We start from the raw sequence: 273 nt of genomic DNA, 5'->3' as shown, positions 1-273 counted from the left end.
CTGGTGCCAATCCCGCGACAAGCGCTCCTGGCTGGGCTCGACCTCGGCCAAGGCGATCATGTGCAGGTGCGGGTGCCACTGGCCCGAGTTGTCTCCCCGCTTCACTTCGTATGACCAAACAGCGCCCACAACACCAGCGAGCACAGAGCCGCGACCACGTTGCCGGCGTTTCCATAGCTCGCGCTGGGCTCTATGAAGGTGCTTAAAGCGTTCAGCCAGGTCATCACCGTTCTTCACCGTCAAAGTCACCAAAAAAGGCCTCAGAGCCGTTTT

1 protein-coding gene is annotated in these 273 nt (G+C 60.1%); it reads right to left on the bottom strand.

Translation table 11 applies throughout. The features are described from left to right. Nucleotides 1–101: 101 nt before the first annotated feature. Nucleotides 102–224 carry a hypothetical protein gene (locus ABG80_RS23695; protein WP_268760914.1) on the bottom strand — a complete coding sequence of 41 codons (123 nt, stop codon included), beginning with the start codon at nt 222–224 and terminating at the stop codon, nt 102–104. Nucleotides 225–273 lie beyond the last annotated feature (49 nt).

This window comes from Aquabacterium parvum, from assembly GCF_001447195.1.
GTDB lineage: Bacteria > Pseudomonadota > Gammaproteobacteria > Burkholderiales > Burkholderiaceae_C > Aquabacterium > Aquabacterium parvum.
This window is presented reverse-complemented; position numbering and strand designations above follow the sequence as displayed.